This window comes from Pseudoalteromonas sp. MEBiC 03607, from assembly GCF_004792295.1.
Taxonomy (GTDB): domain Bacteria; phylum Pseudomonadota; class Gammaproteobacteria; order Enterobacterales; family Alteromonadaceae; genus Pseudoalteromonas; species Pseudoalteromonas lipolytica_C.
In genome coordinates this window covers 373,862-397,718 of the sequence record NZ_SRRY01000001.1, presented here as the reverse complement: position 1 = coordinate 397,718, position 23,857 = coordinate 373,862, and the positions used below count along the sequence as shown (strand labels likewise).

21 protein-coding genes are annotated in these 23,857 nt (G+C 41.4%); 8 read left to right on the top strand and 13 right to left on the bottom strand.

Features of this window, described 5'->3' with window-relative positions; all coding sequences use genetic code 11:
• Positions 1–7 precede the first annotated feature (7 nt).
• The 6 genes from E5N72_RS01815 (at position 8) to E5N72_RS01790 (ending at position 7,510) form a co-directional block, all read left to right on the top strand.
• Positions 8–472, top strand: a complete 465-nt coding sequence (locus tag E5N72_RS01815) for a tripartite tricarboxylate transporter TctB family protein (protein WP_054562934.1) — start codon at positions 8–10, stop codon at positions 470–472.
• 3 nt (positions 473–475) lie between these two features.
• Positions 476–2,014: a tripartite tricarboxylate transporter permease gene (locus tag E5N72_RS01810; protein ID WP_135922984.1), complete on the top strand. Its 1,539-nt coding sequence runs from the start codon at positions 476–478 to the stop codon at positions 2,012–2,014.
• 14 nt (positions 2,015–2,028) lie between these two features.
• Positions 2,029–3,651, top strand: a complete 1,623-nt coding sequence (locus E5N72_RS01805) for a sensor histidine kinase (protein ID WP_135922983.1) — start codon at positions 2,029–2,031, stop codon at positions 3,649–3,651.
• Between the two features lie 36 nt (positions 3,652–3,687).
• Entirely contained in the window at positions 3,688–4,416 is a 729-nt protein-coding gene (locus E5N72_RS01800) for a response regulator (protein WP_135922982.1), read from the top strand.
• 209 nt (positions 4,417–4,625) lie between these two features.
• On the top strand, positions 4,626–6,713 hold the full coding sequence (fusA, locus tag E5N72_RS01795; RefSeq protein ID WP_135922981.1) for an elongation factor G: 2,088 nt from the start codon (positions 4,626–4,628) through the stop codon (positions 6,711–6,713).
• Between the two features lie 398 nt (positions 6,714–7,111).
• A complete protein-coding gene (locus E5N72_RS01790) occupies positions 7,112–7,510 on the top strand; it encodes a hypothetical protein (protein ID WP_135922980.1) in 399 nt (132 codons plus the stop codon).
• A 70-nt stretch (positions 7,511–7,580) separates the two neighbouring features.
• On the opposite strand, the gene E5N72_RS01785 is transcribed toward E5N72_RS01790, so the two are convergent.
• From E5N72_RS01785 to E5N72_RS01730, 12 genes are all read right to left on the bottom strand, one after another.
• Complete coding sequence (locus E5N72_RS01785) at positions 7,581–10,343, bottom strand: ExeM/NucH family extracellular endonuclease (RefSeq protein WP_135922979.1); 2,763 nt, start codon at positions 10,341–10,343, stop codon at positions 7,581–7,583.
• A 125-nt stretch (positions 10,344–10,468) separates the two neighbouring features.
• Positions 10,469–11,485 carry a porphobilinogen synthase gene (gene hemB / locus E5N72_RS01780; RefSeq protein ID WP_135922978.1) on the bottom strand — a complete coding sequence of 339 codons (1,017 nt, stop codon included), beginning with the start codon at positions 11,483–11,485 and terminating at the stop codon, positions 10,469–10,471.
• Between the two features lie 13 nt (positions 11,486–11,498).
• A complete protein-coding gene (locus E5N72_RS01775; RefSeq protein WP_135922977.1) occupies positions 11,499–13,355 on the bottom strand; it encodes a diguanylate cyclase in 1,857 nt (618 codons plus the stop codon).
• Between the two features lies 1 nt (position 13,356).
• Complete coding sequence (locus E5N72_RS01770) at positions 13,357–14,139, bottom strand: TatD family hydrolase (RefSeq protein WP_135922976.1); 783 nt, start codon at positions 14,137–14,139, stop codon at positions 13,357–13,359.
• On the bottom strand, positions 14,139–14,693 hold the full coding sequence (locus tag E5N72_RS01765; protein WP_135922975.1) for a hypothetical protein: 555 nt from the start codon (positions 14,691–14,693) through the stop codon (positions 14,139–14,141). The genes E5N72_RS01770 and E5N72_RS01765 overlap by 1 nt, the downstream gene beginning before the upstream one ends.
• Before the next feature lies 1 nt (position 14,694).
• Positions 14,695–15,435, bottom strand: a complete 741-nt coding sequence (gene tatC, locus E5N72_RS01760) for a twin-arginine translocase subunit TatC (RefSeq protein ID WP_135922974.1) — start codon at positions 15,433–15,435, stop codon at positions 14,695–14,697.
• Between the two features lie 50 nt (positions 15,436–15,485).
• The gene (gene tatB / locus E5N72_RS01755; protein ID WP_135922973.1) at positions 15,486–15,818 is read right to left on the bottom strand and encodes a Sec-independent protein translocase protein TatB; all 333 of its coding nucleotides are present in this window, start codon (positions 15,816–15,818) and stop codon (positions 15,486–15,488) included.
• A gap of 5 nt (positions 15,819–15,823) precedes the next feature.
• Positions 15,824–16,063 (bottom strand): twin-arginine translocase TatA/TatE family subunit, encoded by a 240-nt coding sequence (gene tatA, locus E5N72_RS01750; protein ID WP_135922972.1) that lies wholly within the window; start codon positions 16,061–16,063, stop codon positions 15,824–15,826.
• A 77-nt stretch (positions 16,064–16,140) separates the two neighbouring features.
• Positions 16,141–17,742, bottom strand: coding sequence for a ubiquinone biosynthesis regulatory protein kinase UbiB (gene ubiB, locus E5N72_RS01745; protein WP_135922971.1), 1,602 nt, complete (start codon positions 17,740–17,742; stop codon positions 16,141–16,143).
• Between the two features lie 17 nt (positions 17,743–17,759).
• Positions 17,760–18,365: an SCP2 sterol-binding domain-containing protein gene (locus tag E5N72_RS01740; protein WP_135922970.1), complete on the bottom strand. Its 606-nt coding sequence runs from the start codon at positions 18,363–18,365 to the stop codon at positions 17,760–17,762.
• Positions 18,366–18,383: 18 nt separating this feature from the next.
• A complete protein-coding gene (gene ubiE, locus E5N72_RS01735; RefSeq protein WP_135922969.1) occupies positions 18,384–19,139 on the bottom strand; it encodes a bifunctional demethylmenaquinone methyltransferase/2-methoxy-6-polyprenyl-1,4-benzoquinol methylase UbiE in 756 nt (251 codons plus the stop codon).
• Positions 19,140–19,260: 121 nt separating this feature from the next.
• Positions 19,261–20,247, bottom strand: a complete 987-nt coding sequence (locus E5N72_RS01730) for a GGDEF domain-containing protein (RefSeq protein ID WP_135926202.1) — start codon at positions 20,245–20,247, stop codon at positions 19,261–19,263.
• Positions 20,248–20,606: 359 nt separating this feature from the next.
• On the opposite strand from E5N72_RS01730, the gene E5N72_RS01725 reads away from it, so the two are divergent.
• Together E5N72_RS01725 and E5N72_RS01720 are read left to right on the top strand one after the other, a co-directional pair.
• A complete protein-coding gene (locus E5N72_RS01725; RefSeq protein ID WP_135922968.1) occupies positions 20,607–22,385 on the top strand; it encodes a DUF885 domain-containing protein in 1,779 nt (592 codons plus the stop codon).
• A 129-nt stretch (positions 22,386–22,514) separates the two neighbouring features.
• Positions 22,515–22,931 (top strand): nuclear transport factor 2 family protein, encoded by a 417-nt coding sequence (locus tag E5N72_RS01720; protein WP_135922967.1) that lies wholly within the window; start codon positions 22,515–22,517, stop codon positions 22,929–22,931.
• On the opposite strand, the gene E5N72_RS01715 is transcribed toward E5N72_RS01720, so the two are convergent.
• The gene (locus tag E5N72_RS01715) at positions 22,928–23,842 is read right to left on the bottom strand and encodes a LysR family transcriptional regulator (RefSeq protein ID WP_135922966.1); all 915 of its coding nucleotides are present in this window, start codon (positions 23,840–23,842) and stop codon (positions 22,928–22,930) included. The genes E5N72_RS01720 and E5N72_RS01715 overlap by 4 nt on opposite strands.
• Positions 23,843–23,857: the final 15 nt, after the last annotated feature.

Genomic DNA, 23,857 nt, shown 5'->3' with positions numbered 1-23,857 from the left:
TTAGACGATGTTAAACCGTGAACTAATTGGACCAAGTTTATTCTTGGTCCTCTTTACCCTCTACGCCCTTGTGGCTTGGCAAATTCCACTTATGCCATTTGAAGAGTACGAAAGCGTTACTTCAGCAACTTTACCAAAAGTGTATGCGGTATTCGGTATTGTGGTGTGTGTACTTTCGATTGGTGCCAACTTATTAAAGCAAGCACCAGCAGAAAAAGCAGAGCTACTCAGTAAGGGCAACTTACTACGTACCTTTGCACTGTTGGTGTTGATGGTTGCTTATAGCGCCATGCTTGAACCGTTCGGCTTTTTAATTGCCACCAGTGCATTTTTAATTACGGGCTTTTTTATCATGGGCGAACGCCGTAAGGCAGTGTTGTTGTTTGCGTCTGTGCCTGTGGCCGTGGTTTTTTGGTTTTTAATGACACAAGTACTGGGCATTTACTTAGTACCTGGCAATCTGTGGAGTTAAGTTATGCTTGATGGAATTATGTTAGGTTTGTCGACCGTACTCGACTGGAACAACTTGTTATATGTGATTGTTGGCTGCTTTGTTGGCACGTTCATCGGTATGCTACCAGGGCTTGGGCCAATTACTGCGATTGCGTTGATGATCCCGATCACTTACAGCATCGGTGCTGATTCGGGCATGATTTTAATGGCGGGTGTTTACTACGGGGCTATATTCGGTGGCTCTACTTCTTCTATTTTGATTAATGCGCCGGGTGTGGCGGGGACAGTAGCGTCATCGTTTGATGGTTACCCGCTAGCAAAGCAGGGTAAAGCAGGTAAAGCCCTTGCGATTGCAGCTTATTCATCCTTTATAGGCGGGACGATTGGCGCCATTTTATTGATGGTGGCAGCACCATTATTAGCAAAAGTGTCATTAAGTTTCCAATCGCCTGATTATGTTGTACTGATGTTTTTAGGCTTAACGGCCATTGCTGCATTCTCTAATAAAGGGCAATTTTTAAAAGCTATGATGATGACGGTATTTGGTTTAATGCTGGCTACAATTGGTATTGATCCCTCTTCAGGTACCGAGCGCTTTACCTTTGGCCAAGCTGATTTATTAGATGGAATTAGCTTTTTATTAGTGGCAATGGCAACGTTCGCGCTGGCAGAGGCACTGATTAATGTGGCGCGCCCTGAAGCTGAACCTGATAAAAAAATTGATGATCCTGATACGCCAAAAATCGGTTCAACAAAACTAACCAAAGAAGAAGTAAAAGATATGGCTCCTGTGGTTGGCCGTTCATCTTTACTTGGTTTTATTGTCGGTGTTTTACCGGGCGCAGGGGCAACGATTGCCAGCTTTATGGCCTATGCCACTGAACGCAACCTTGCTCCAAAGGCACTAAAAGATAAGTTTGGTAAGGGCTCGATGCGTGGCTTAGCCGCACCTGAGTCGGCTAATAATGCAGCTTGTACGGGTTCATTTGTACCATTACTGACTTTAGGTATTCCGGGCTCTGGTACCACAGCAATTATGCTAGGTGCATTAATTGCCTACGGTATTCAGCCGGGCCCTATGTTAATGCAAGAAAACCCAAGCGTGTTTTGGGCAGTCATTGTCAGTATGTATTTTGGCAATATTGTACTGCTGATTTTGAATCTGCCGTTGATCCCGTATTTCGCTAAAGTGCTGGCGATGCCTAAATCTGTGCTGACAGTGATGATTCTATTCTTCAGCTTAATTGGTGTGTATTTAGTGTCATTTAACACCTTTGATTTATTTATGATGGTGGGCTTTGCGCTGGTGGCCTTGGTGCTTAGATTGTTAGCTTTCCCGATGGCGCCATTATTACTTGGCTTTATCCTCGGTGATATGATTGAGCGAAACTTCCGCCGTGCCATGATGATTTCAGATGGCTCGCTGAGCTTTTTATGGGACCGCCCATTAACACTGAGTATTTTTGTGATTTCGATCTTAGTGTTGTTGTTCCCACTGAAAGACTATATTGTCCAACGTCGTAAAGACAAAGCAGCTACGCAAGCAGAGCAACATGCGTAGAACAAGGCACTGATATGAGATACACCAATAAGCTAAACCCATTTCAGCATGTGGTTAAAAAACCAAAGCGCTTAGAAACGCGACTCATCATTTGGGTTACCGGTCTATGTGTTTTGCAAGCTGTGTTGTTTGGCGCTTTGGTGTATCAGATCACTGCAGAAAGCTTGCATAGCCACATGGGTGATAAAGCACTTTCGCTAGCAACCAGTATTGCCTCACGAGATGACGTGCAATATGCATTACAAACCAAGCAAGGGCTTGATGAGTTAAATACGCAAATAGAGCATATTCGTGAACTAACCGCAGCGAGCTTTATTGTTATCGGTGATAGGAATACCCGCCGTATTGTTCATCCCGACTCTGATAAGCTGGGTAAACCTATGGTGGGCGGTGATAGTAAAGCTGCACTGCGTGGTGAGCGGTATGTCTCGATTGCAAAAGGGAGTTTGGGTGAGTCTATCCGTGGCAAAGTACCCGTGCTTTCAGAGCAAGGTGAAGTGATAGGACTGGTTTCGGTTGGTTTTTTAGTGCAATCAATTGAACCGCTTATTCGTGCTCGTAGTGCTGAAATCATGCTCTGGGGTTTGTTGTTAGTGGGTTTGAGCATTTTGGCTGCGGTGTATATTGGTCAACGAGTTCGTAACGCTATTTTTGGTTTACAACCTGACGAAATAGCAAGGCTGTTCTCTGAGCAAGATGCTATTTTGAATACCGTTCGTAGTGGCATTATCGCCCTCGATCCTGAAGGTAACGTACGTAACTTAAACCAGCGTGCTTGCGAAATCCTCGGTAAACCGACCAGCTGTATCCATCAGCCACTTAAGCTTGAAGATTTGCTTCCTGAACATGCTGAATTTTTAATGCATAACCAACAGCGTCCGATTGTTGGTTTTGAATTATTTGCTGCTGATAAACGCATTGTGTTGTCGCGATATGCATTGCAAGTGCAAGGTGAGGCTGATGGTATTTTGCTGAGTATGCGCCCTGCGGATGAGCTTGAATATTTATCGCAGCAATTAACCAAAGTACAAGCTTTTGCTGAGTTATTACGAGTGCAAACTCATGATTACTCAAACAAGCTAAACTTAATTGGTGCGTTAATTCAAATGGGGCAAACGGAGCAGGCGATTGAGTTAATTGGTCAAGAAAGCAAAGGCTCGCAAGCGCAGATCCATCATTTACTCGAAAGGATCCAAGATCCAGTGCTAGCTGGTTTACTGGTCGGTAAATACCACAAAGCCCGTGAACTTAATGTAATCCTTGAGCTTAATCCAGACAGCTTACTAGGATCGATCACCCGTAAAGATATGCTAGAGCGGGTTGTCTCGATACTTGGCAATTTGATTGATAACGCAATTGAAGCTGCTATTAAAGCCAGTGATACACGTACCCCTAAGGTTCGTGTTACGGTTGACGAAACCAGTAAAACATTATTGTTTGATGTTGAAGACAGTGGCTTTGGTTTAGGCGATGACAAGGATGTGGTATTTACACCACAATACAGCTCTAAGTCAGGGGCTGAACATGGTATTGGCCTTTATTTGGTTAAAACCAACTTAGATTCGTGTCGTGGTAGTTTAGAAATAGGTGAGTCTGATCTCATGGGTGCACGTTTAAGTGTCTACATTCCAAAATAATAAAAACGATCAGCCTATAAATAAAAGGTAAAGAACATGACTTACTCGGTTGTCATTGTTGAAGACGAAGTAGAAGTTGCCCAGTTATTGGCGCAATACTTATTACTTCCTCATGGCGTTGCTGGCCAGCAAGGGGCACGGCAAACACTGCGTCAGGGGCAATATCAGGTTGTGGGTATTGCAGGCAATCTTGCCACAGCGAAAGCACTGTTATCGGCAATTAATGCTGATTTAATTTTGCTAGATATTCATTTACCTGATGGCAATGGTCTTGATTTACTCAATGAACTACGCCGCGAAGAAATGAAAAGCGAAGTAATGCTGCTAACTGCAGCAAAAGAAGTAGAAACTCTTGAAAAGGCTATGCAGCTTGGTGCCTGTGATTTCTTGGTTAAACCATTAATGCTAAATCGCTTAGATCAAGCGCTGGCAAGATTTGAAGCGAGACAACAATGTTTGTTGGGTGCTGATGAAGTTACCCAGTCAATGGTTGATACTTTATTTGGATCGCAAGAACAATTAAAAGCGCCAGTTAGGTTACCAAAAGGGGTGGATCAGCTCACTTTGCAAAAGATCTTAAAGGCTTTTAAAGCGAATATTGGCACGGCTTTTACTGCTCAGCAAATGGGTGATTTAGTTGGGGTTAGTCGCTCAACAGCCCGCCGTTATCTGGAATATCTGCTTGAGGCTGAGCAAGTCAGTGCTGATCAGAGCTACGGAAGTATTGGTCGCCCCGAGCGCTGTTACAAAATGACAAACAGCTAATTGCATCATTTATCGGGTAAATTACCGTTCAATTAACGATTTTAGTCATATAAATTCATTAATCGGCACGATAAAAAGTGCCGCTTATCCTGAGCATAGAAAAATTTTATAAAATTGATTGCATTTTAAGCGACTTCGATGGTGATGTTCGCTTTAAGTAATGCTATACTCCCGCCGAATAATTTTTCGACTTTATTAAGAGTAAAATAATGGCAGATTTATCGAAGTACAGAAATATTGGTATTTTCGCCCACGTTGACGCGGGTAAAACTACCACCACTGAGCGTATCCTTAAGCTTACGGGTAAAATTCATAAGACTGGTGAGGTACACGACGGTGAGTCTACGACTGACTTCATGGAACAAGAAGCTGAGCGCGGTATTACAATCCAATCAGCAGCTGTAACTTGTGAGTGGAAAGGCCACCGCTTAAACGTTATCGATACTCCGGGACACGTTGACTTCACAGTAGAAGTATACCGTTCACTTAAAGTATTAGACGGTGGTATCGGTGTATTCTGTGGTTCTGGTGGTGTTGAGCCACAGTCAGAAACTAACTGGCGTTATGCGAACGAATCAGAAGTTGCACGTGTAATCTTCGTAAACAAACTAGACCGTATGGGTGCTGACTTCTACCGTGTAGTTGGTCAAGTTGAAAAAGTACTTGGTGCTAACCCACTAGTTATGACTTTACCAATTGGTATCGAAGACCAATTCTGTGGTGTTGTAGACGTACTTGAGAAAAAAGCATACGTTTGGGACGAGACAGGTCTTCCTGAAAACTACGAAGTACAAGACGTTCCAGCTGACATGGTAGACAAAGTTGAAGAGTACCATGAGATGTTAGTTGAGTCTGCTGTTGAGCAAGACGACGACCTAATGGAAGCGTACATGGAAGGTGAAATGCCTTCACTAGAGCAAATCAAAGCGTGTATCCGTAAAGGTACTCGTGACCTTGCTTTCTTCCCAACTTTCTGTGGTTCTGCATTCAAAAACAAAGGTATGCAATTAGTACTAGACGCGGTTGTAGATTACCTACCTGCGCCTACAGAAGTTGATCCACAGCCTCTAACTGATCCTGAAACAGGTGAGCCTACTGGTGAAGTTGCAACTGTTGATGCAGATGCGCCACTTAAAGCGTTAGCGTTCAAGATCATGGACGACCGTTTCGGTGCACTTACGTTCATCCGTATCTACGCTGGTCGTATGAAAAAAGGTGATACAGTACTTAACTCTGCAACTGGTAAAACAGAGCGTATCGGCCGTATGGTTGAGATGCAAGCTGACGAGCGTACTGAGCTTACTGAAGCACAAGCGGGTGACATCATCGCTGTTGTTGGTATGAAGAACGTTCAAACTGGTCACACTCTATGTGATCCTAAGCACGAATGTACTCTTGAAGCGATGATCTTCCCTGATCCAGTTATCTCAATCGCTGTTGCTCCTAAAGACAAAGGCGGTAACGAGAAGATGGGTATCGCGATCGGTAAGATGGTTGCAGAAGATCCTTCATTCCAAGTTGAAACTGACGAAGATTCAGGCGAAACCATCCTTAAAGGTATGGGTGAGCTTCACTTAGATATCAAAGTAGATATCCTTAAGCGTACTTACGGCGTAGACCTAATCGTTGGTCAACCTCAGGTTGCTTACCGTGAAACTATCACGAAAGAAATCGAAGATAGCTACACGCACAAGAAACAATCTGGTGGTTCTGGTCAATTCGGTAAGATCGATTACCGCATCAAGCCAGGTGAGCCTAACTCAGGTTTCACATTCACGTCTTCAGTTGTTGGTGGTAACGTTCCTAAGGAATTCTGGCCTGCAGTTGAGAAAGGCTTCGCATCAATGATGCAAGAAGGTGTTCTAGCTGGCTTCCCAGTGTTAGACGTTGAAGTTGAACTTTTCGACGGTGCTTTCCACGCAGTTGACTCATCAGCAATCGCGTTCGAAATCGCTGCTAAAGGCGCTTTCCGTCAGTCTATCCCTAAAGCGGGCGCACAACTTCTTGAGCCAATCATGAAAGTTGACGTGTTCACTCCAGAAGACAACGTGGGTGACGTAATCGGTGACCTTAACCGTCGTCGTGGTATGATCAAAGACCAAGAAGCAGGCGCAATGGGCGTTCGCATCAAGGGTGAAGTACCACTTTCAGAAATGTTCGGTTACATCGGTCACTTACGTACTATCACGTCTGGTCGTGGTCAGTTCTCTATGGAGTTCTCACACTACGCACCATGTCCACAGAACGTAGCTGAAACTGTAATCGCTGCAGAAAAAGAGAAAAAAGCTGCTAAGTAATTAGCCTTTTAACTTCTTTAAAAAAACCCGCACTTGTTGCGGGTTTTTTATTTCCTCAAAATCGATCACTTAATTAAGTGTATTGGTATTAACCTTTTATTCAGTCCTTCTTGATTATTGTATCCACCACAATTCATCCTTTAGTTATTATTTTTGTTTTTCGTTGATTCTAAAGTGTGGGTTGGTGTTTTTTAATATTATTTTCATACAAAATTAATGTTGAGATAAAAGACAGTACTTTTAGTGAGTTGCACTCTAAAAGTAGAAAGACGCAGGCTAAGTCGTTTTTATTCGCTTGTGTACCTATTTTGACCTGTGTAGAATTGCAAAACCAACCTGTTTTTTAGTTATTTTGTATTAATTTTCACCTTTTAACTATCAATTAAAGATTTATACTCATGAAAACGATTAAGTTAGGTCCGAATTGGATTTTACAAGGAAGCACGATCGCACTGGCTATACTTATTGCATTGATAAGCAGTTTTTTTGATGCTTCGTTATTAATTTTTATATTACCTGTGTTGCTTTTTTTTCCGGTATTGAGCTTGTTAGGGATGCGTTTTTTGTATTGTTACAATGCGGGAATATGCTATTCACTGGGCATAGGCAAGCGTTATATCAATGCTGAAGACATCAAGGGTGTAGAGTTTAAATCAACGACCTTTATGACAATATTTAAGGTTTTTCTTGAGAATGGTAAAACATATAGCTTTTTTAATTGGCAAATCGATGAGCAGCAACAGAGCGCAATAACGGCTCTCTACCAACCAGATGAGCAACGTAAAGAAGCAATTTAAGCACTTTTTTACTCCATTAAAAAATTAAAAAGGCCGCAAAAGCGGCCTTTTTAGTTATTGATTTTGCTGTCTATTTTTTCATGCGACGGCGTAATACAAATGGTAAAGAAAGTAAGCTTAACCAAGCAAATGAACCTGAATCATTATCTTTCGGCTGTTCTTCAACTTCGTCAGGAGTATCATCTGCTTCATCGTTAGTGATATTGATGTTAAGTTGCTGCTCTTGTGACAAGTTACCCGCGCTATCTTCAGCACGAACCATGAGTGTTAATGTATCTTGTTGTTCGTAATCAAGTACTTTAGCTACGGTGATTTCACCTGTTGCGCTGATTGCGATTGCATCAGCATGCTCACCAGTAATATTAAAGCTTACAACAGGTGTGTAATCAGCATCACCATCAGAGAATACAAGTTGTCCAATAACAGTACCTACCTCGCTATTTTCAACAATATTAAACGTTTGGTTTGCCTCGATTACAGGCGCCTGCTCTGCAGGAATAGGCTCTGCAGATTTAATATCAACAATCACAGGATCATGGTCTGATGCACGGTATGCGTTATCAGCATAAAGACCAGCTTGCTGTGTTGAAGACTTAAATTCAAGGTTATAGTCTAGGCTGATTGGTTCGTCCGCATTAATGTGCCAATCTGTCGCCGCAACGACTTTGCCAAGTAATGACTCAGATACTAGTGCGTGGTCAAGGCTACCAATTCTGCCAGAGAAGCTATAAGAGTAACCTAAGGTGTCGCCGTCTAATTCAGCAACTGCACTCTTAAGGCCTTTATCTGCAAATGCACGGATTGGATCTTCCATTGCATAAGCGTTCATATCACCTACTAAGATGATGTCTTCATCTTCAATCTCAGTTGGGTAAGTCGCTAACCAATCGGCATACGCATTAGCACCTGCAACACGGATTTCATTCCAACATGCTTGGCCATCACCTAAGTCAGCATTGTTGCCCTCAGCGCTGCCACAGCCACCTTTAGATTTTAAGTGTGCAACTGCAACCGTGAAGATTTCTTCGCTTTCAAGCGATTGGAAGCTTTGTGCAATTGGCGGGCGATTGCTGTAATCGAAAGGTGCTACTGTGGTATGAGCAGCCTTACCAACTTCAGTTACTTTATTTGAGCGATAAATCAGTGCTGTAGTGATTGCATCAGTACCAATTTGATCAACTTCAAAGTCCACAAAAGCGTAACTATTTTCTGTATCTTCATCATTGAGTGCTTTTACTAGGCTGGCAATTGCACTGTTTTCACCGAAACCATCGTTTTCGATTTCCATTAAACCGATTACATCCGCCTGAATAGCAGTGATTGCGCTAACGATTTTCGCTTGCTGACGAATAAACTCTTCTTCGCTGTCTGCTCCGCGGCTTGTTGGGAAGCCACCGCCTTGACCGTCGCCATTAAAGTAGTTTAATACGTTAAAACTAGCTACTCGTAAATCAGCACCTTCTGCAAGCTCTGGTGCATCTGTGCGCGGGTTTGATGCAATAAACTCAGGTTGTACTGTCGGGTGAATACGGTAACGGTCGAAGCTGTAGCCCATCACACCGGTAATAGTATTAACAGTGTCACCTAAACGTAATGTGTTATAGGCATCAAGACCAGTGCCAGGATAGGCAATTGGGTCAAGATTTTGTTTTGTTGAACCATCATCAAGTAAGATTTGTTTTTTCAGGTTTTCAGTTTCAACAGCATTGGCTGCATCGCCTGGCAGCGCAACTTGAGTACCTTGGTATAAACGTTCAGTACCTAAGTCAACTTCACCATAGCGACCAAGACCGTAGTTGTTATTAACCACGAGAGGTTGCGCTATGGTAACTAACATACCTTCGTAAGCTTCAAGGTCTGCAACGTCGGCAACTGGCAGAGTGATAGCGGTTGCATCGGTAGATAAACCTGTCGCACAGATCTCTACTTGGCTAACATCGCCTAGCTGTGTTGCGCTGAAGTATTCAGCCACGCTACCTTTAACACGTACGTGGTCACCAACAGCAACGTCGGTATCTGCGAAATAAACGAATACACCTTCAGAGGTAAGTGGGTTTGTATCAACATCAGCAGCCAGTGAGCTAATGAAGAAACCTTTTAGTTGCTCATCACCTTGGAAGTCAGCTGTAACAACACCTTCAACTTCGACCTCAGTGTTAATTAGTGGGCTATCACCCCCTTCACCTTGAATTGCGCTAATTAGCGTTTTTGTTGCGCCACACTCAAGTGGTGTTACTGGATCGGGTTCAGGTGTTGGCTCTGTGCTATCACCGTATAAACCAATATTGCTGAAATCGTCTTGGTCGAATTGTTGCCACTCATCGCTTGGATTGAATGCTGATGTTGCATCAGTACGACCCGTGGTCACGCTTGCTTTACGGCGTAGAGTTTTATTTTGTGTAGAAACGCCGCCTTCATTCCATGCTGAACCTGGATCAACACCTAGTTGGCCAAAGCTATCAACAATTGCGCCGTCTTTAGTAAGAACTAATGCATCATCACCGTTGAAATAAGTGATTGTTGATTCGGTATTGCCTTTTGCTTTTAATTCATCTGCAGAGCTTGGGTTTATAATAACGTAAGTCGCATTTGCAGCAAGTGTACCAGTTAAATCTAAGGTGTTATTAGGAGCACTAAGATCGCCGTTACCATTTGAGTATAAAGAAATGGTGTAACCATCAAGCGATAGTTCTGCACCTGAGGTGTTGTATAGTTCTACCGCTTTATTGTTAGAACTTCCTTCAACGTATTCAGAGATGATTAGGTTAGCTGAAGCCGGCGCGCTCAGGCTTGCAATTACAAGCGCGAGCGGCGTCAATTTAGTCTTTATCATTATTTTTCCCGTGTATGTAAGTTAATAGTCCCAAAATGGGACACATACTTTAAGGAAAATCTATGACAAATTAAATACAAATTGTTAATAAAACGGTAATAGTTGTACCGTTTTATATATCTAACTTAGCGTTGGTTGTTTTTCAACCATTGGGCTGCTTGTTTAGCAAAGTAAGTAAGAATGCCATCGGCGCCAGCACGTTTAAATGCTAATAACGACTCCATGATTATTGCTTCTTCTGCAAGCCAGCCGTTATCAATAGCCGCTTTATGCATGGCATATTCACCGCTCACTTGATAAGCAAATGTTGGTACGCCAAACTCGTCTTTCACACGACGTACAACATCTAAATATGGCATGCCAGGTTTAACCATAACCATATCTGCACCTTCTTGTAGATCTAACGCTACTTCACGAATAGCTTCATCTGAATTTGCTGGATCCATTTGATAGGTTTTTTTGTCGGCACCTTTTAAATTACCTGCTGAGCCTACCGCATCACGGAATGGTCCATAATAGCTTGAAGCGTATTTAGCAGAGTAAGCCATAATGCGAGTATGGATATGGCCTTCGGCTTCTAATGCTTCACGAATTGCACCGATGCGACCATCCATCATGTCTGAAGGTGCAACTACATCAGCGCCTGCTTCAGCATGTGACAATGCTTGCTTAACTAAAATTTCAGTTGTTACATCGTTAATCACATAACCATTTTCATCAATGATGCCATCCTGACCATGCACGGTGAAAGGGTCAAGCGCAACATCAGTGATCACACCAAGTTCAGGAAATGCTTCTTTTAATGCACGTACTGTTCGCTGTGCTAATGCATCAGGGTTATAGGCTTCTTCTGCAAGTAAAGACTTTTTATCGCTTGGTGTAACAGGGAAAATAGCAATAGCAGGAACACCTAATTCAACGAGTTCTTTTGCTTCTTCAAGTAGTAAATCGATAGAAAGACGTTCAATGCCAGGCATAGACTCAATAGCTTCACGGCGGTTTTTACCTTCTAACACAAATACAGGAAAAATAAGATCATTAACGGTTAGTTGGTGTTCAGCCATTAAGCGACGAGAGAAACTATCACGACGCATGCGACGCATACGTGTATAAGGGAAAAGGTCGAGTCCTGATTGGGCCATTCGTTGTGTACTCCTAGTCTGGTAGAGGATAACTCACTACCCGATTACGCCCTGTTTGCTTGGCATGATATAAGGCTTTATCGGCATAGTCAGTAAATAAACTTGGATGATTGATGTCATCAGCTATTGCACTGTAAACACCTGCGCTTAAAGTAAATTTAAGCGTTGTTCCGGCCACTATTATATCAGCATTCTCAGCCGAATTGCGTATTTGTTCAGCAATTTCTATGGCTCCATCGAGTGGAGTATTGGGTAAAAGTACTACAAATTCTTCACCGCCATAACGAGCAACTTCATCAAGCGGCCGTTTTAAATGTACTTTGATGATATTGGCAGCTGCTTGAATTGTTTGATCACCGGTTAAATGGCCATAAGTATCATTAATTGCTTTAAAATGATCGATATCGAACATAATAATGGCCAATGGCGTTTGTTCTCGGCGAGAGCGACGAACATCCATTAGTAGTTTCTTATCAAAGTAACGGCGGTTTTTGGTTTTGGTCAGCGCATCTTCCATATTGAGCTGTTCAAGTTCGCGGTTTTTCTCCTCAAGCTCGCGCAGAGTGACTTGTAGCTCGAAAGTACGTTCTTCAATATTAGCTTCTAGGTTTTGTCGCGCTTGTTCTTGAAGCTCTAAGCGCTCTTGCATCAGAATATCTTGTGCTTTACTTTGCGCCAAAGCTGTCTGTTGTGCGGCTACTTCTGCATCTCGTTGCATTATAAAAAGCTTTATAACAGCATAGCTCAAACTCAAGCTGCAAATTAAAAAGAAAATGAAGATCAGAGATTGCTCATTGATATATAAATTGAATGGATTAAATACAGCAAATGCACTGTAAATAATGGCAGAACAAAATGCTAATAGGCCAATAATAAAGGCAATACATGGCTGTTTATAGTCGCGATTAAACTGCTTAATTGCTATCGCTGTGAAGGCAAATAGCAGAATAGGTAAGCTTAATAAGCATAGCGAAATTGCAACATAAACAGGTAAAAGCCATAACACGAAAGTGGTGGCAACAACACTCCATGCAAACCAATTTTGCACGCGGCTTAAGCGAGTCTTTTCTGCTCTAAAAATGTAACGTTGTAAGGGAACAAACAGTGCACAGCAAATAAAAAACAAGCTTGGAATTGTTAATTGCTGAAATGATGCCCCACTAGGTTGCAGGTAACGATAGCCAAAGCCATAAAGGTAGGCGAGTGATAGCCATAACAACATCAGCAAAAAGCCAGTATAGGCAAAATAGCTGCGCCTTGAAAAACCATAAAGCACTAAATTAGTGATTGCTAAAGAGAGAATAAAACCCACCAGTAAACCATAAAGTAAATTGAATTTACTCTTATGTTTTAGGTACTCAGAGGGTTCCCACAGACTTAAAGGCACTCTTAGGCCGCCGTTATTTTTAACTCTTAAATAAACAACTGAATGACTTGCTTTAGGAAGCGTCAAAGACACGAGGAGTGATTCATTCTTAATTTGTCGATTTTCTAAAGGAAGTGCATCACCAATTCGCGTGCTGAATTTGACATGATCACCTTGCAGGTGAAATACACTCACTTCGTCTAGTAACGGGTTATCAATAGATAAAATCAGCGGCAAGTCATGTAACGATGTATTTTCAATTGGCAGCTTTAGCCACAAAGGACTTAAGTTCATACCTAGGTTGAGCGTTTTGCCATGGTTAGTTTGCCAAGACACGTTATGATTCGTTAATGCTTGTTGCTTTGTAATGGGATCAAGCGTGTACTCAACATTTAGCGAATGAAGAGACTTAAAGTGTGGGCCAACGGTAATCGAGTTAGCCAGCGAGTAGGGAGTAAAAAAAACAACGAAGAGTAAGCCACATAGTGACCATAGGCGCTTCATCTTAACCCTTAGTGGTAAATAATTGCTGAAAGTTTAGTGTAGTGTGTTTTGCGACATCAGTAAATTCACAGCCTTTTAAATCAGCAATTTGCTGACATATATAAGGAAGGTTCTGAGGCTCATTGCGGCGCGACTTAGGCTTTGGTCTGATATTTCGAGGTATTAAGAAAGGGGAGTCTGTTTCTATCAGTAATCGTTCGAGAGGAATAGCAGGAATGAGTGCCTGTAATTGCTCGCCTCTTCGTTCATCACAGACCCAACCCGTAACACCAATATAAAGCCCCAACGCTAGGTAATTCTGTAATGCAGTTTCATCACCTGTAAAGCAGTGTAGTACGCCTCGGACCTTATGTTCATTCAAGATTGCAAGCATATCTTCACTGGCATCTCGCTCATGCAGGTATACGGGCATATCTAGCTGCTCAGCCAGTTGAAGTTGTCGCCTAAATACATTGCGTTGAATATCTCGAGGAGAGAAATCACGATTATAATCAAGGCCGCACTCACCTATAGCCACAACTTCATTATGTTGACTAAGGGAAATTAACTGCTCTTCCAGCCGATCATCTGCGGTTTTTGCATCGTGGGGGTGAACTCCTGCTGTGCTAAGCTGCGAAAATTGCTTAGCAAGGCTCAGAGAAGCTTGGCTGCTTTGTAAATCGCAGCCAATCAATAGCATTTGTGTTACACCGGCATCGCTTGCACGTTGTAACACTTCTTGGTGACGGTCATCAAACTGATGATTGCTAAGGTTGACACCTGCATCAACCAGTTGAATGTTCATTAATCTGTTCGTTTAACGCGAATCGAGCGGTTTTGACCTTCAATCCTTAATAAGAATGAATTGAAGACACCACGCTCAATAATTACAGTTTCATTAACTTTCAGTTTTATTTTATCAGAGCCAATTTGACGCCATTGTTGACCATTTTCAAGTTCGATGATTAGCTCGCCATAAGGCGCTGTTTTTACGCTTTTAACGATGGCGTTAATTTGATCATCGTTTACTTTTGCAACTTCTTTATGCTCTAAACCAAAGTCTTCATTTTTTGTTTTTACAATTTGCTCGCTTTGTTTAGTTGCAACTGTTGCTGCGGCCTCAGTAGTCGCAGTGGTAGCTGCACTAGCTGCAGAGCTCATTTTAGGCTGCTCAATTTGTTGCTTTTTTACCGGCTTAGATAGCGACTTACCTGCCATTACATTGTCGTAACAAAGTAAACGGTTAAAGTCGTTTTCAACAAAAGTACAGGCTTGTAATGCCTGTAAGTTAACCTCGTTTGCTTGGGCAGTGCCAGCAATTGTTAGAAGAGCGACGAAAGGGATGAGTTGTTTTTTCATTTTATTCCTCTGATTCCTGTTGAGGTTTGGCGGTATAAAATGCAGCCAAAATTATGCCTAATTCAAATAGTAACAGCATAGGTAATGCTAGTAATGTTTGTGACAATACATCGGGTGGTGTTAAGAACATAGCAATCACAAATACACCTACCACGATATAAGGCCGTTTTTCTTTTAAACTTTTCGTTGTTGTTGCGCCACTCCAGCATAACAGCATGATGGCAACAGGTATTTCAAACGCAATACCAAAAGCAAAAAACAGTTTTAAAGCAAAACTTAAATAGCTACTAATATCAGGCGCTAATGTAATCATATCAGGGCCAGTACTAGTGAAAAACCCTAAAATAATCGGTAACACCACAAAGTAGCAAAATGCGATACCACTATAAAATAGCAAGATGCTAGAGGCCAAAATAGGCATGAGCATACGCTTTTCATGTTGATACAAGCCTGGTGCTATAAAACTCCAAACTTGATGCAGTATCATAGGAATAGCAGCAAATAACGCCACAAATAAAGTAAGTTTAAACGGTGCAATAAAGGGAGATGTAACATCCGTTGCGATCATGGTGGCAGTGCTAGGCAAATTTGCAATAAGTGGTGCTGCAATAAAATCATAAATATCGTTGGCAAAGTACACCAAGCTAATAAATATAATCAAAATGCTTAACAAAGCTTTCATGAGTCGATTTCGTAACTCAATTAAGTGGCCAACAAAGCCTGTGTGAGCTTGCTCGGTCATAGTTTACTATTCATCATCGTTGTTATTGACCACAAAAACAGAGTTTAAATTCACTTTTTTTCGTCATTATTATTAGTTTCTGCTTTTTCAGGCGTGTCTTTTTTGTAACTGTGGGTGACTGACTGAGCAGCCTTTTGAAGTTCGTTTACAGAGTCTTGCAGCTCTGGCGACAGTTCTTGCAAGTTTTGTTGCTCTGCTTTTTTTAAATTTTCGTGAAGCTCATGGATACGGAGTTCTTCGTTCACTTCAGCTTTCACTGAGTTGGCGACTGACTTTAACGTTTTTATCCAGCGGCTTACTGTACGAATTGCCACAGGCAAACGCTCAGGGCCTAATACAATTAGACCCACGATCAGTACGACAACAAGTTCCCACATCCCCATGTTGATTAAGCCTTATGGTCGTCTTTGCTTTTCTCTACGGTTTCTTTGCTTTGCGTGTTAGAAGCTTGTTCTATTTTCTCGCTTTTAGCGTTAGCTTGGTCATCATCAGACACCGCTTTTTTAAAGCCCTTTACTGCGCTACCTAAATCACCGCCGATGCCACGAAGTTTTTTTGTGCCAAATAACAACACGATGATTGCCAAAATAATGATTAATTGCCAAATACTGATACCACCAAAACCCATGGGTTACTCCGTTTTTATCAAATTTATTGAATAGACTTGTTTCGATTATACTCACCAAAACATAAATAGCACTTAGTTTATGCGCTACGCCATGCTGCAATAAAGCCTGCTACAGCAAGGCCTGCCGTAATTGCACTGGCGACTAAGTCATGCTGTAAATAACATAAGCCTGAAACAATCAAACAGCTACCAGCAAAGATACTTAGTAACAAAGGCTTAGCTGATTGCGGTGCTGGCAATTGTACAGGTTGTTGTTGACGTTTTAAGTTTTGATAAATTAAATCTGGTAATTCGGGCATTTTTTCTGCCCAAAATGGCAAATTCGCATACATTTTTTTCATTACAGCAAGCGGACCAACTTGTTCTTTGACCCAATCTTCTAGAAAAGGTTTAGCGGTTTTCCATAAATCAAGCTGCGGATACAGTTGTCTGCCAAGGCCTTCAACATACAACAGCGTCTTTTGTAGTAACACTAATTGTGGTTGAACCTGCATATTAAAGCGACGAGCCGTATTAAACAGGTTGACTAACACATGGCCAAAAGAAATTTCTGCTAGTGGTTTATTGAAAATTGGCTCACATACAGTACGAATCGCAAATTCAAACTCTTCAATGCTGGTATCGGCGGGTACCCAGCCAGAATCAACGTGCAGTTGCGCTACTTGGCGGTAATCACGATTGAAAAAGGCAATAAAGTTTTCTGCTAAATAACGCTTATCTTCGCGATTAAGGGTGCCTACAATACCGCAATCAATGCCGATGTATTTTGGGTTGTGTGGGTTTTCACGAGACACGAAGATATTACCCGGGTGCATATCTGCATGGAAAAAACTGTCACGGAAAACTTGCGTAAAAAACACTTCGACACCGCGTTCAGCCAGCAGCTGCATATTGGTATTTTGTGCAAGCAGTGCGTCGGTATCTGACACCGGAATACCGTAAATACGCTCCATAACTAAAACGTTATTACGGCTAAAATCGCTGTAAACAAAAGGAATGTAGAGTGATTCTGAGTCTTCAAAGTTACGGCGTAGCTGAATCGCATTCGCCCCCTCGCGCATTAAGTCGAGCTCATCCAGCAAGGTTTTTTTGTATTCGTTTACGACCTCGATAGGGCGCAAACGTTTTGCTTCTTTTAATAATTTAGCAACTAAGCGTGCGACTTTTTGCATTAGCATTAAGTCGGCATCAATTTGCTCTTTAATATTTGGGCGAATGACCTTAATGACAACATCTTGAGGTGCGCCATGCTCATCAATTAAGGTTGCTGTGTGAACTTGTGCAATCGAAGCTGATGCCAGAGGTGTTTGCGAAAAGTCACTAAACAACTCACTGATATCATTGATACCCAGTGCTTTTTCGATAAGTTGCTGAGCAAGCTCACCTTCAAAAGGTTCAACCTGATCTTGAAGTAATGCAAGCTCTAACGCGACATCATGAGGGAGTAAATCACGGCGTGTCGATAGCATTTGCCCAAACTTGATCCACACCGGGCCAAGTTCTTGCAAAGCAAGTCGAAGACGCATACCAGCAGGTTTATCTTTATGCTGGTTACGTAACCAAAATAAGCTGCCACGGGCGAGCTTTGCATACCAAGGCACTCTTTTTCGCGGAATTAATTCGTCTAAGCCATAGCTCAGTAGCGTTTTTGTGATGTAATAAAGACGAGCAGACGACACACAAGTTCCTTAGCGCATTAGCGTGACTGTAACAGCGCGTTAATTCGCATCTCTAATTGAGATACTTGGCTTTTTAATTGGCGATTTTGCTGTTTGAATTCAGCAAGTTCTAGTGGGTGAATCGTCACCGCTAGCTCATCTTGGCAAAGCGCTGTTAAGGTATTTTCTAGCTTACTTTTTGTTTGTAGCCCACGGCGTTTTAAGGCTTGTAAAGAGAGCCATAGTTGCTGGGCTGGGGCATCGCCAATATAACGAGAAAAGTGTTCAGGCCAGTCAATATTAAGCTCTGCAAACGCATTGCTAAAGCCTTGCGCAAGATTTAAATCGCCTTGTAAATCGAGTTTATCTTGGCGAATTAGCTGGGTAAGCATTGATGGATCTTTAAGGGCCAACAAGGTGTTGATATCGGCGCTGATCATGCAGTCAAAACTGCGCTCTTGCGTACTATATAAGTGAATTTGCTCGTCGCTGTATACGCACAAAATGGACTGTTGCCAATCGCGTATTTCAATTAAAAGTTGCTTGTCAGCAATGCTGGCAAGCTTGTTTTTAACAGCGGGATCTAATTGCAACACATGATTAATAATGCGTTCTACAAGTGACAACAGAGCGTTAGCTAACATCACATTACCTGCTTAGGTTTAATATTTAAAACCACGGTGTAAAGCAACAATACCACCCGTTAGATTTTGATAAGTGGTTTGTTCAAAGCCGGCATCTTCCATCATAGCTTTTAACGTTTCTTGATCTGGGTGCATACGGATTGATTCAGCAAGATACTGATAAGACTCGCTGTCATTCGCTACCAGTTCACCCATTTTAGGTAAGATATTGAATGAGTAAAAGTCATACGCTTTGCTCAGCACTTCATGCTCAGGCTTAGAAAACTCAAGCACTAGCAAGCGACCGCCAGGCTTAAGGATGCGGTACATTGAACGTAATGCTTTATCTTTATCGGTGACATTACGTAGCCCAAATGCAATCGTGATTAAGTCAAAGCTATTATCAGGAAATGGCAATGCTTCGGCATTCATTTGCACGTATTCAATATTGCCTACGCGGCCTAAGTTGCGAAGTTTTTCGCGACCAACTTTGAGCATTGAAGAGTTAATATCGCCTAAGATAACTTGACCGGTTTCGCCAACTAACTGACTAAATTTAGCGGTTAAATCGCCAGTACCGCCAGCAAGGTCTAATACGTAGTGGCCTTTACGAACACCTGAACTTGCAATAGTTTGGCGTTTCCATAAACGATGAATACCGAATGACATTAAGTCATTCATAACGTCATATTTTGCTGCGACTGAGTGAAATACATCAGCAACCATCGATGCTTTGTCGTTTTCAGCAACGGTTTTATAGCCAAAATGCGTGGTCTTTTCTTGATTCTCGTTCATGATTAATCTCTATCGTGGCAATAAAGACTAGTGTACTTGATTGTAGCTATGGGGTGCAATTTGATTATAACTAAATCATCAGATTAGCGTTGTATTTAATGACTTAGAACAGGATTAGATGTTATTGACCTGCAATATAGCTACTCTGACCCAATGATTTTGCTTTTGCTGCTGCTAATGAGGCTTTTCGTGCTAGGTAATTAAAATCATTACCTTCTTCGTGCTTTGCTATACCCAAAGCGAGCGTGATAGCAGGTAATTTGGTGCCATTTTTTGAACTAACAAAACGCAGCTTTTCAACACCATTACGTACTTTTTCAGCGATTAAATTTGCTGTTTCAGGCTCAATGTCTGCAAGAAGGATAGTAAATTCGTCTTTGCCAGTACGACCCGGTAAACCGCTCTCTAATACATACTTTTGAACTTGTTTGGCAACTTTACTCAAAATCACTTCACCAATCACATCACCATAGTTGCTTATAAAGTGATCAAGGTTTTCAATTTGAATTGATATGGCACACACCGCCTTGTTTTGCCCAATCCATAATTGCGTTTGCTGATTTAAGTAATGGCGTTTATATAACCCGGTTTGTGGATCAGTGATGTGTTGTTTACGAAGTTGAGTGAGCTGTTTTTGGGTTTTTTCTTGGAGTGATTTAGCTTTTGCAATTTCTTGTTTAAATTGTCGGTGCTGATTTAGTAATACTTCAGACTGCTTGCTAAGCATTTTCAGTGCGTGGCGAGTTTGCTCTAGGTTATTTTCATCTATGGCATGCACGCAATCAGTAACTTGATCAGCAAAGCGGATCATGTTTTGCTCATTCGTATTCGCATTACGAGATAATGAGTTTATAACGGAGTCGACATTACGAACAATTGCTGTATTCATTTTATAGCCTTGTTCCATAAAATCGAAATACAGTTGTTCTACGTAAACGCTGTCGATCGTTTTCTTTTGAGCAATAGCACGGTCTATTGCGGTATTTAGTTTTTGGTTAGCTTGGCTGACATAGGTATAAACGACGTGGTAGTTAAGTGGTGACGGCGGTAATGAATGATGTTCTAAAAAGATACATACCTTCGTCATTTTTTCTTGAGCAATAGCCATGGAATCATGGAACATCATTTTTCAATACCACTAAATACGCATATCAACTAATTAATCATCTTGTCCCTAAAGTGCATTTGCTTCCAAGCATAAATACTGAGTCTACAGTAATCTGTAATCAGTCTATTTAAAAGCAAAATTGCCAAATTTGGAACTTAAATTTGTTTTGTTTGGGTCTATTAGCTGATTTTCTCTACAACTTTGCCATGTATAAGCATAAATTGTTTAAAGCTTGTTCATTCGTTGCGTTTGTTGGGCGTTTATTTGAGCGTAATTAATCTGAGCTTGGTCGCATTTGCTTGGGTTTTAATCTGAGCTGAGCTAATTTAGCTGCACAGATCAAAACGAATAAGAAAGTTATGAAACACTCATTATCGCAAACTGTAAATCGATCGCTAATTGCTGTTGCGTTAGCTTGCACTTTAAGTGCCTGTCAGGTTACCAAAATTGACGCTGATCAGCAGTTTAATCAAGTCGCAGAAGAAATTGTTAACTATCGTCAAAGTATTAGCCCTTATGGAAAGGAAAATGGCGTTGACGGTTATTTACTGGAAAACTTGTCGGCTGAATTTTTAGAGAAAAAGTACAAAAAGAATACTCAATTACTTGCCGAGCTAGACGCTATCGACCGTGATAAGTTATCGGAAGAAAATCGCATTAACCTGACTATTTTGCGTGGCCAAGTGCAAAATAGTGTCGATGAATATGTGTTTAATGCGCACTATATGCCGCTGACTTCTGAGTACGGTTTTCACTCTAGCTTATCATTTATGATTTCCAGCTCAGATTACACAAAAGCAAAAGATTACCAGCTATATCTTGCAAAATTGCAGCAAATTCCCCGCTATTTCTCACAAAATATCGGTTGGATGCGCAAAGGGCTTGAGGTGGGGCTAACCCAACCTAAGGCTGTGTTAGAAGGCTATCAAGACTCAATCACGGCTTATATTGTTGATGATGCTACTAAGTCTGAATTCTACAAACCATTTTTAAATAACACTGCGGGCCTGAGCGATAGCGAATTTGCAGCCCTACAAAAGCAAGCGCAAACCATTATCAAAGAGCAGGTTATTCCAGCTTATCAAGGTTACTTAACCTTCTCTAATAATGAATATCAACCGGGTGCACGTACAGAAATTGGTATTTCAAGTACGCCAAACGGTAAAGCGTTTTACGAAAATCGCGCAAGGTACTACACCACCACAGATATGACGCCAAAAGAAATTCATGAGTTGGGTTTACAAGAAGTCGCGCGTATTCGTGCAGAAATGGAAAAAATTATTGAGCAAGTAGGCTTTGAAGGCTCGTTTGCTGATTTTGTCCACTTTTTACGTACTGATCCGCAATTTTACGCAAAAACACCTGAAGAGCTACTAAAAGAAGCGTCTTACATTGCCAAGAAAATGGATGCGCAGTTACCTAAGTTGTTCCACACCTTGCCGAGAATGCCGTATGGTGTTGCACCGGTGCCAGCGAGCATAGCTCCAAAATATACAACGGGGCGTTACTCAGGGTCTCGTCGTGATGACCAAGCAGGTTACTACTGGGTTAATACCTATGCGTTAGATAAGCGCCCGTTGTATGTACTTGAAGCATTAACTTTGCACGAAGCTGTACCAGGGCATCATTTACAAATTTCACTTAATGCTGAGCTTGAGTCATTGCCAAGTTATCGCCGTAATGCATATTTGTCGGCATTTGGTGAAGGTTGGGGCCTATATTCGGAGTTTTTAGGTATCGAAGCGGGCTTTTATCAAGACCCATACAGTGATTTTGGTCGTTTGACTTATGAAATGTGGCGTGCAGCACGTTTAGTGGTTGATACAGGTATGCATATGTATGGCTGGAGCCGCGAACGCGCAATGCAGTTTATGAGCGAAAACACCGCGCTTTCATTGCATAACGTGAAGACCGAAACTGACCGTTATATTTCATGGCCTGCACAAGCGTTGTCATACAAAATTGGTGAGCTAACCATTAAACGTTTACGCCACGAAGCTGAGCAAGCACTTGGTCAAGATTTCGATATTCGTGAATTTCACCATCAAATATTACGACATGGCTCAGTGCCAATGTCAGTGCTCGAAGAGCAAATTCAACTTTACATTAAAGCTGAATTAGCCAAACGAGCAGCATAAAAGACGAAAAGGCGTGATTTACATCACGCCTTTTTAATGTAACTCATTTTATAAAATACGAATTATCTTAACGCCTTTGCTGTTTCTCTTTGGGTATTATTTTTTAATCAACCCATAAGAGAAAGCTAAATGGACATTATTCTAAAGACTCGCCGGTTATTTATATGTTTAATAGCGGTATTCATTTTTCAAAATTCAGCTATCTCACATGAAGTGCTTACACCAAAAGACGCCGTAGCTGAATTACTCAAAGCAATGCAAGATAATAATGCTGAACAAATTCGTGAAGCGTTTGCTGACAATGCAAGCCAAGAGTATGAACGTTGGTATAAGCGTAAAAATAGTGGTGATAGATTCAAAAGCTGGCTTGAATCAGACATTATTAATGTTCATGGCCAAGTAATTGAAACTGCATTAAAAGTGTCAGGTAATCAAGTCGTTGTCACTGGTACTTATAAAAACAATGATGGTTACTCCAGCCCTGCAAATTTTTTATTGGTGGTAGAGCAGGGTAAGATTGTTAGCTGGACAATGCGGTACGATTAACTAGTAATCTTAGTGTTGAAACTTGAGTTGTGTAATGTGCTAACGGCCTCTTTCATTTTATCAATAAACACCTTAATTTTTTGTGGTGTGTAAGGTTGCTTTTTATACACTGCATGTGATGAGTAACTTTTTAACTGATAATCTGTTAGCAGAGGAGTGAGCTGTCTTTTGTGGATAGCCTCTGAGAAAAACCAAAGTGGTCCAAGGTGAATACCTGCGCCATTTATGACTAGGTCTCTCACCGCAGACGCACTATTAACTGTAAAATTACTGTGCATTTTAATATGTGGAAAACGAGTAAAATTAAGGTATTCAATATCGCTTTTTGCTTGTTTCTGCGAATAAAAAATAAAATTGTGTTGTTCAAGATCCATTGGATTCAATGGTATACCAAATTTCTCTAAATACTGCTGGCTCGCAACCAGAACTCTGGGGATTTCTCCAAGTTTTCTGGCAATAAGCTGCGAGTTGGCTAACTCACCAATTCTAACCGCAACGTCAATTTTATTGCTAAATAAGTTCTCGAAATCACTACCAAGGAATAATTCAAAATTCAAGTCAGGGTATTGCTTTTGCATTGCCCTACAAACTGGGACGACAAATTGCGATCCAAAGTCGACGGGCGCTCCGATTCTTAAAGTCCCATTTACTTTATTTATACTATTCGAGATTTCTTCGTCTAATGCTTGTTGAGCATCAAGGATATCTTTTAGTCGTTCATAATAAGTTTGTCCTTGCTCTGTGGGAGTAGTACGAATAGTTGAACGATTAAGTAATTTTACCCCTAATTGCTTCTCTAATGCGGCAATTTTACGGCTGATAGAGGAAGATTCTACCCCCAATTGTATTGCGGCGCTCTTAATGCTACCGGCTTCTACAACTCGAATAAACAGTGACTTAGCATCGTGCATTTAGTTAATTGCATT

Bases quoted from the DNA above. Each gene is read 5' to 3' on its own strand.
- E5N72_RS01785 (WP_135922979.1), bottom strand. From the start codon at position 10,343: ATGATAAAGACTAAATTGACGCCGCTCGCGCTTGTAATTGCAAGCCTG.
- E5N72_RS01775 (WP_135922977.1), bottom strand. From the start codon at position 13,355: ATGAAGCGCCTATGGTCACTATGTGGCTTACTCTTCGTTGTTTTTTTT.
- tatB (WP_135922973.1), bottom strand. From the start codon at position 15,818: ATGGGGATGTGGGAACTTGTTGTCGTACTGATCGTGGGTCTAATTGTA.
- E5N72_RS01765 (WP_135922975.1), bottom strand. From the start codon at position 14,693: ATGAAAAAACAACTCATCCCTTTCGTCGCTCTTCTAACAATTGCTGGC.
- E5N72_RS01815 (WP_054562934.1), top strand. From the start codon at position 8: ATGTTAAACCGTGAACTAATTGGACCAAGTTTATTCTTGGTCCTCTTT.
- E5N72_RS01740 (WP_135922970.1), bottom strand. From the start codon at position 18,365: ATGTTAGCTAACGCTCTGTTGTCACTTGTAGAACGCATTATTAATCAT.
- E5N72_RS01730 (WP_135926202.1), bottom strand. From the start codon at position 20,247: ATGGCTATTGCTCAAGAAAAAATGACGAAGGTATGTATCTTTTTAGAA.
- E5N72_RS01720 (WP_135922967.1), top strand. From the start codon at position 22,515: ATGGACATTATTCTAAAGACTCGCCGGTTATTTATATGTTTAATAGCG.
- E5N72_RS01810 (WP_135922984.1), top strand. From the start codon at position 476: ATGCTTGATGGAATTATGTTAGGTTTGTCGACCGTACTCGACTGGAAC.
- E5N72_RS01725 (WP_135922968.1), top strand. From the start codon at position 20,607: ATGAAACACTCATTATCGCAAACTGTAAATCGATCGCTAATTGCTGTT.
- tatC (WP_135922974.1), bottom strand. From the start codon at position 15,435: ATGACCGAGCAAGCTCACACAGGCTTTGTTGGCCACTTAATTGAGTTA.
- tatA (WP_135922972.1), bottom strand. From the start codon at position 16,063: ATGGGTTTTGGTGGTATCAGTATTTGGCAATTAATCATTATTTTGGCA.
- E5N72_RS01805 (WP_135922983.1), top strand. From the start codon at position 2,029: ATGAGATACACCAATAAGCTAAACCCATTTCAGCATGTGGTTAAAAAA.
- ubiE (WP_135922969.1), bottom strand. From the start codon at position 19,139: ATGAACGAGAATCAAGAAAAGACCACGCATTTTGGCTATAAAACCGTT.
- fusA (WP_135922981.1), top strand. From the start codon at position 4,626: ATGGCAGATTTATCGAAGTACAGAAATATTGGTATTTTCGCCCACGTT.
- E5N72_RS01715 (WP_135922966.1), bottom strand. From the start codon at position 23,842: ATGCACGATGCTAAGTCACTGTTTATTCGAGTTGTAGAAGCCGGTAGC.
- E5N72_RS01770 (WP_135922976.1), bottom strand. From the start codon at position 14,139: ATGAACATTCAACTGGTTGATGCAGGTGTCAACCTTAGCAATCATCAG.
- hemB (WP_135922978.1), bottom strand. From the start codon at position 11,485: ATGGCCCAATCAGGACTCGACCTTTTCCCTTATACACGTATGCGTCGC.
- E5N72_RS01800 (WP_135922982.1), top strand. From the start codon at position 3,688: ATGACTTACTCGGTTGTCATTGTTGAAGACGAAGTAGAAGTTGCCCAG.
- E5N72_RS01790 (WP_135922980.1), top strand. From the start codon at position 7,112: ATGAAAACGATTAAGTTAGGTCCGAATTGGATTTTACAAGGAAGCACG.